8 protein-coding genes are annotated in these 6,907 nt (G+C 39.6%); 6 read left to right on the forward strand and 2 right to left on the reverse strand.

Features of this window, described 5'->3' with window-relative positions; genetic code table 11:
* Positions 1–35 precede the first annotated feature (35 nt).
* Positions 36–605 carry a hypothetical protein gene (locus tag ASE74_RS18230; protein WP_235526156.1) on the reverse strand — a complete coding sequence of 190 codons (570 nt, stop codon included), beginning with the start codon at positions 603–605 and terminating at the stop codon, positions 36–38.
* A 148-nt stretch (positions 606–753) separates the two neighbouring features.
* Positions 754–1,488, reverse strand: coding sequence for a hypothetical protein (locus ASE74_RS18235; RefSeq protein ID WP_055912170.1), 735 nt, complete (start codon positions 1,486–1,488; stop codon positions 754–756).
* Positions 1,489–1,930: 442 nt separating this feature from the next.
* On the opposite strand from ASE74_RS18235, the gene ASE74_RS18240 reads away from it, so the two are divergent.
* From ASE74_RS18240 to ASE74_RS18265, 6 genes are all read left to right on the forward strand, one after another.
* Positions 1,931–2,119, forward strand: coding sequence for a type II toxin-antitoxin system HicA family toxin (locus ASE74_RS18240; RefSeq protein WP_055912172.1), 189 nt, complete (start codon positions 1,931–1,933; stop codon positions 2,117–2,119).
* A 114-nt stretch (positions 2,120–2,233) separates the two neighbouring features.
* Entirely contained in the window at positions 2,234–2,626 is a 393-nt protein-coding gene (locus tag ASE74_RS18245; RefSeq protein ID WP_055912185.1) for a helix-turn-helix transcriptional regulator, read from the forward strand.
* 397 nt (positions 2,627–3,023) lie between these two features.
* A complete protein-coding gene (locus tag ASE74_RS18250; protein WP_055912176.1) occupies positions 3,024–3,974 on the forward strand; it encodes a hypothetical protein in 951 nt (316 codons plus the stop codon).
* A 452-nt stretch (positions 3,975–4,426) separates the two neighbouring features.
* A complete protein-coding gene (locus tag ASE74_RS18255) occupies positions 4,427–4,834 on the forward strand; it encodes a hypothetical protein (RefSeq protein ID WP_055912179.1) in 408 nt (135 codons plus the stop codon).
* Positions 4,816–6,084 carry a relaxase/mobilization nuclease domain-containing protein gene (locus ASE74_RS18260; protein WP_055912181.1) on the forward strand — a complete coding sequence of 423 codons (1,269 nt, stop codon included), beginning with the start codon at positions 4,816–4,818 and terminating at the stop codon, positions 6,082–6,084. The genes ASE74_RS18255 and ASE74_RS18260 overlap by 19 nt, the downstream gene beginning before the upstream one ends.
* 11 nt (positions 6,085–6,095) lie before the next feature.
* Positions 6,096–6,830, forward strand: coding sequence for a YWFCY domain-containing protein (locus ASE74_RS18265; RefSeq protein ID WP_055912183.1), 735 nt, complete (start codon positions 6,096–6,098; stop codon positions 6,828–6,830).
* The last annotated feature ends 77 nt before the right edge of the window (positions 6,831–6,907 follow it).

Here is a 6,907-nt window from a genome sequence, read left to right on the forward strand (position 1 = left end):
GCTTTGTCCAAAAGTGATATGGTTTAAAGTTAGTGCTAAAGCCAGAACCAAACTGGTGCACTATGCCTCGGAATGTGGTGTACTTTGTTCGGAATAATCATTCGGTATTGAGGTAGCTTTTGTTTTGACTCTGAGAGAAATTTTCTAAAATTTTTATATAATACGTAATCGTTTCGAACTTTATAGGAAAAAGAGTAGAGGTCTTCACATAGGGCATATACGTTCATTTCCGTTTTAGTGCGTGGATAAATGCTGTTAAATATTGGATTGAGGCTATAGATTTGCTTGAATGTATTCGGTATGGGGGTAATTTTTAAGAGTGTAGTTTGCAGGTTTGCGAGTGCCGAACCTAATTCATCATCTGAAATGGAACCCAGTAAATCTGCAAACGTAGTAGCCATCTCATCGTTGTCTTTAATGGCAGCCAGTAAATACTCACTTGGTTCTCGGTAGTGCCATTTTGCTTTACTCTCCCCCCAGTATTGTGTGAGACAAAGGTTTTTGGTTAATTCTGTGATGTTGGCCAAATGACCAGGGGTATAGCTAGGGTCTTTGTGGTATCCGCGCGATAAGTCACTGATGTGGGCATTGGAATAGGGTGTCATGAAATACCCTTTGGTGATCATCCGGTAGAGTAGCAAATATTGGGACTGGATTTCCGTCTCAAGATCTTCAAGGTGTTCAAGCTTGTTGAAAATATTCCAGTCCATATAGATTACTGGCTTGATATTGCTTCTTTCTATGTCTCTGGTGTCAGTCATTTCTTGATACGGTTATATCCAGTGCAAAGTCCTCATAAAGGAGAACCAGTTCCGCGAGGGTGTCACCCATATTATGTTGGAATTTGAGGTAATGTTCCATCAGCTCGGAAATGATCCAGATATAAAATGCGCATTGAACTTCTACAGTCCCTTGTCGTGTGTTCGAAGTCTCCACGAGCTTGGTAAATATTTCAGCTTCGTGCGGATCCAGTCCCGTCATAAATTTCTCTGGAAATTTTACGTCGTAATTCTTGAAGGTCACGCCCTGATGAATCATCATGTTCCTTATTTCATAAATCCAGTCAAACGCAGTAAAATAGGAATCGTAAAGCATTTCTTTATTCTTGTTTGAAAGGACTTTAATTTTGGCAAGCTGCTTGATAAACAGTTTGCAGATTTCTTTTAGCCTAAAGAATTCTCCAAAGAAAGATTGAAAGAGAAATTCGCTCCTAATAACCGGATCACCAGTCATGGAATGCCTATCGCTTTTTAATTGATTTAAGTCGCCCAGCATTATGTTGATCCCCTCGATGATTCGGTTCAGGTCCCCGATCCATAGCAGGAAGTTGGCCCTGACTTTTCCGGAAAAGCTCTGGTTAAAGAATTCGGCAAGTTCTTCTTCGGTGAATTTAGTGCCAAGCTCAACACTCTTCTGATGGATTTCTTTTGCAAAATTTAAAAAGCCTTCTCCTAATTTAGTCGGTGGTTGCAGGTAGGGTATTTTCATCTAATCGTATTTGTTAACGGCTGTTCAATAGGTTGGCCATTGAAAACGTTTTAAAATAGCTAATTTTTTTTAATCTGTCACCATGAATTTGAAACGAAACAGGATGAAGACTCGGAGGATTGCGTGACAAAACAATCAAGTGTTATTCTTACGGGAAAGCAACTAAGCACTTCCAGGTTTCTTTCTACTGATGATTACAGATGCTGCTAAAAATTTCTTCTGCATCTCCCTGAGGATTGAACTAGTTGAAAACTCTCTGGTCATGAGATATAACGAATCTACGGAACCCTCAAAAATAATTTCTGGATATCCTTTGATTTTGAATGATTAATGTAAAGTAAACGAAAGTTTACTTTATATTTTTTAAAATGTAAACTTTTGTTTACTTTTGTATTGTTCCAATTAGGAAGTTTTTTCTTTATTTAATTTAGTAGCGTATGTAATGAAGTGGAATGAATTAATAAAAAAGCTTAAAAAGGCCGGATGGCATAAGCTTAGAGATGCAAAAGGTAGCCATGAAATATGGCAGAATGCAGAAGGTGATAAACATGTTGTTATTGCTTTTCATGGAGCAAAGGAAATTGGTCCTGGACTCGCAAGTAGTATTCTTAAACAAGCGGGGCTTAAATAGCCCCCCTTGTTATTTATATATATGAAGGTTGCGCGGTGCCTTACACCGTGATGGGGGACCTCTACCTTGTGAGGGAATTTATAAATGGCCATTATGGTCGATTGGAAGATTGAGATGAAAAAAGTAGTATTTATAGTAGAGAAAACCGGAACAGGGTTCTCTGCCTATTCAGAAGACTTTGAAAACATTCCGGTGGCAACATCGGGAGACACGATTACCGAGTTGAGGAATAATATTGTCGATGCGTACAACTCTTACGCCGAATTAAAAAAAACGAAGGCCTTAACCATTGATGAGTTTTTAATTCAGCTTGACGTAAAGCAATTTTTTGACTATTACAAAGTAATAAATGCAAGTGCATTGGGATCGAGAATTGGAATGGATAAGACATTGTTGTCACAGTATGTCAATGGACATAAAAAGCCGAGTATTAAACAAGTTGAAAAAATAATGACTGGTATCAAGCAACTTGGAAGCGAGCTCGCAGCGCTTGAATTAGCTTTATAGTTCAGAGATTTTTATTTTAGAGCGTTAGCCTAGATGTCCGGGGGGAAATATCATATTTCCCCCCCCCCTTTTTTGTAGTAAAAAGCTTTTCACATCTCATCTATATTATAAGTTTCGTCAAGGGTTTCATGATATCAAGTCGGGTTTCAAAGATGATGAAGACCATTATAATAATTTTTGAAACACCGTTGTAGCCACTACAGATTCGAAATTTAGCACACGATATAAATTAATTTTAGCTCAGTATACTGCCTATTATCAGATACTGGTAAGAAATAATATTAAGAACAGGCTCACCTAGACAGTGACCCCATAGCCTCTCCAGAAGAAAAACGAGGGTTGCATTAAAATTGACATGTGGGATATTGGAAAATTCTTATAATTTAAAATACTACATATGAAAGGCTACCTGAAAGATAAGTACTGGATATATCTTGACCAGTTTGCTGCAAGCAATATGGTCGATTGTAATCCCGTCTGGAATGAAGTGAGAATAATGATCATTAAGGGGGCAAAATCAGGCAGGTTCATCTGCCCAACACCTGCTGAACATCTTATTGAAACGGCTGGAAAGCTCAATGAGAATGCAATTGTTCATCACAATTTTTTAACGAGTCTGTCCCACGGATATTTCTTCAAAATCGAACCCAAAATTGCTGCGCAAATTATGATCAGCAAGATCAGAAAAAACAATCTCACCGGAAATACCTTTCTGAGCAACCAAATTAGTAAAGACTTCTCCTACGATGCTACACTGCCGGCTTTTCGTGAGAATAGGGAAGAGCTCAAAGGAATGATAGCCGAGGTGTTAGATTATCCAACATTAGGTGCAAGGGGATTATCTACAGAGTTGCAAAAAAATATGATGGAGACTCACAAATTATTGACCCTCGGAGAATTTTGTGACCGTTTGGAAGAACTCATCGTGACCAAGGGTGGTATAAGACTGCTAGGAGTCGAATTTGCAACCCGTACAGTTCCACACTGGATAGACCTAATTCTTGATATTCTATTAAAAATAAATAAAATGACAATTGAGGAATCCAAGGTACTGCTCAAATATCTGCGTACTTCAGGTTTTGAGGAAATTTCCCCTTTGGATGTCAGAACCTCAATGACGGCCTATTCTGAATCGCGCGGAAAACATGGAAACTCAAATGATCAGATCGACATTATGCGCATCGCAACTTCCATTCAAATCGCGGATATGCTCTTTGTCGATAAAGCAAAAAAACATGAGTTGCAAGATTTAGGCCTGGCAAAAAAATATAATACCACAGTTTTCAGCGGGATTAAGGCAGATATCGAAAATTGTTCTCAGTTACTCGATCGCTGGCTTAGTGGATAATTTTGTGCCTTCATCGTTACCTGCGTTTTCAAAAATCCTGATTTAAATCTATCGGTATCCCTACAGGGATGTCCATAAACTCTATTTTCAAAACTAGATTTTTGATGAAAACAGTTTATCTATGGAAAAGCCTAAGTCAAAAATCCCAAAAAGAAAAGATTCACATCCCCGCTCCAAAAATTTCCGCATGGAACTTTCCAGCCGTTTGAAGTCGGTCCTCTCAACAATCCCTGAAGTTAAAAAGATCAAACTTATTGATGAGACGACCTTTAAGAATAACTGACTGCTATCTCAATAGAAATTACCCCAACTAAAGTAATGATTAGCAGAAATTTGGCCACTCGGGTGTCCCGCAAGATGTAGAATTGTCCACAATTCTATCTTGCGCCCTTGTGGTCGGGGCTGTACTTCGGAACTCGTAAAGCCTTGGTGTCGGCATAAAACAAAATTCAATGAGAAACAAAAAACAGCAGAAAGAAGAGCGGTTGACGCACCTGGTCAGAACCCGTGTAACTGAAACTACGCATCAAAGGCTGATGGAATTAAAACAGAATAGTAATTGCAGTACCCTTGGAGAAGTAGCAAGAAAAATACTTTCCAGAGAGAAGATAGCCTGTTTTTATATTGATGTTACTATGAATGCACCAATGGAGGAACTGGCAACCATAAGAAAAGAACTTAAGGCAATCGGCATCAATATAAACCAACAGACCAGGTACTTTCATACATCCAAAAATGATACGCAACGCTCCTTTTATTTCATGAAGACTGCAGCCCTTTACAACGATGTGGATCTTCGGGTTAACCGTTTGCTGGATCTGGTAGGTAAGATGTCCATGAAATGGTTGCAAGGATCTTGAGTGGCTACAGCATACGTGGGCTACTGAACTATAACGAATCAAAGGTAGCGGTAGGTGATGCGACTTTGATCCTGGCCAACAGATTCGCCGTGGAGGTTGAAAAGCTGGATATGAGTAATAAGATTGCCAGATTCGAGCGGCTGAACAAGTTGAATGGCCGTGCGAAGAGAAATGCCATGCATATCATGTTAAATTTTGACCGTTCCGATAACTTGTCACAAGATAAGATCACCCAGATCGCCTCAGCTTACATGGAAGGTATTGGTTTTGGCAATCAACCGTACTTGGTATACCAACACCAGGATGTAAGCCATCCCCATATACACATTGTAAGTACCAACATTCAGGCAGATGGTTCGCGGATCGATTTTCATAACATCGGAAAATCAATCTCTGAAATCGTCAGGAAAAATATTGAATTAGAGTTTGGTTTGGTGATAGCCCAGGGAAAAAATGCCAGCATGGAGGAGAAAATCAGCCCTGTTAAACTCAAAGCTATTTCCTATGGTAAAAAGCCTACTAAACAATCGATTTATAATGTGGTCACACCTATTCTTCGCAGTTATACATTTACCACTTTAGCTGAGTTTAATGCCATACTAAAACTTTATAACATCGTTGCTGATAGGGGTAGAGAAGATTCATTGATGTTTGAGAGAGGTGGACTCGTTTATGCCGTATTGGATACTGAAAGCAACCGTGTTGGTGTACCCATAAAGGCAAGTAGTCTGGCAGGCAGGCCTACATTAAAGCGGCTGGAAAAAAAGTTTGCCGATAATCAAATCAGAAAAAAAGCTTTTAGAGAGCCACTGAAAAAAACAATCGATGAAATATTTGCAAATGGCAAGGTTATAAACCGCGAAAATTTTATCGCAGAACTCAATAGAAAAAATATTGATCTGGTCCTGCGCAGAAGTAACTCTGGACAGATATATGGATTCACTTTTATTGACCACAACAATAAATGTGTTTTCAATGGTAGCGATCTGGGCAAGGCCTATAGCGCCAAAGCGATATTGGATAGGTTTGATATCTCAAATACGTCCCCAGCTAATGGATTAGTTCCAGGCAAAGTAAGTTCCGCGAGCAGCCTTGCGGATTTGGAAAATCTTTCCAAACAAAAAAAATCAGTGGCAGATGGCCCCGGGGTTTTGGAGGTTTTATTGCAGAAACCAGATTTAGAACCGCCGATCTATCCAATGGGAAAAAAGAAGAAGAAAAAACAGCAACGTTCGCAATCAATCAGATAAAAATTAAAGAAATGAACACAGGAGAAGATGGACAAGCACTGAGGAAAATTCTGGACCTCAGTAGAATGATCAGCGCCTTTGTATTAGGCCTGCATTTTTACATTAGGTTTTTTCAGCTATTTGCTGATCTCGGTTGGCATACCAGCCTCACTGATAAAATCTTGGGGAATATTGCCAGGATACCGGTTTTTGAAGGCTGGTTCATGGCAAAAGGATTGGCCACAGTTTTTCTTGCCATTTCTCTATTGGGCGTCAAAGGACGAAAGGATGAAAAAATAACCATCAAAAGAATCGGGATCTTTTTAAGCGCCGGGCTGGCCCTGTATTTTGGTGCGATACTGTTTCTTTTTCTCCCTATCCCTGCAGAATTATTGGCCTCATTTTACATCTCCATTTCTACAGTTGGCTTTTTGTTGATGCTCGCTGCGGGCACCTGGATATCACGGAGAATTAGAAACCTTCTTGAAAAGGATATATTCAATGTGGAGAACGAAACCTTCCCGCAGGAAGAACGACTGCTCGAGAATGAATACTCAGTCAACTTACCTGCAAAATATCGCTATAACGGAGAATCACGTAGTAGCTGGATAAACCTGATCAACCTTTTTCGGGGTTTATTGGTGGCAGGAACGCCTGGGGCAGGGAAATCCTATTTTGTGATCCGCCACCTGATTGACCAGCTGATGGGTAAGGGATTTAGCATGTTCCTCTACGATTTTAAGTATGTGCGAAACGAGGCTGTGTAAGTAATTGTTCAACGGAGATTGAACCTATTGTGTCGTCAATAGTAGCCTAAGGGCACATGCATTACAAGTAATTGTTT

Origin of the sequence: Pedobacter sp. Leaf216 (genome assembly GCF_001421515.1) — a bacterium.
Lineage (GTDB): Bacteria > Bacteroidota > Bacteroidia > Sphingobacteriales > Sphingobacteriaceae > Pedobacter.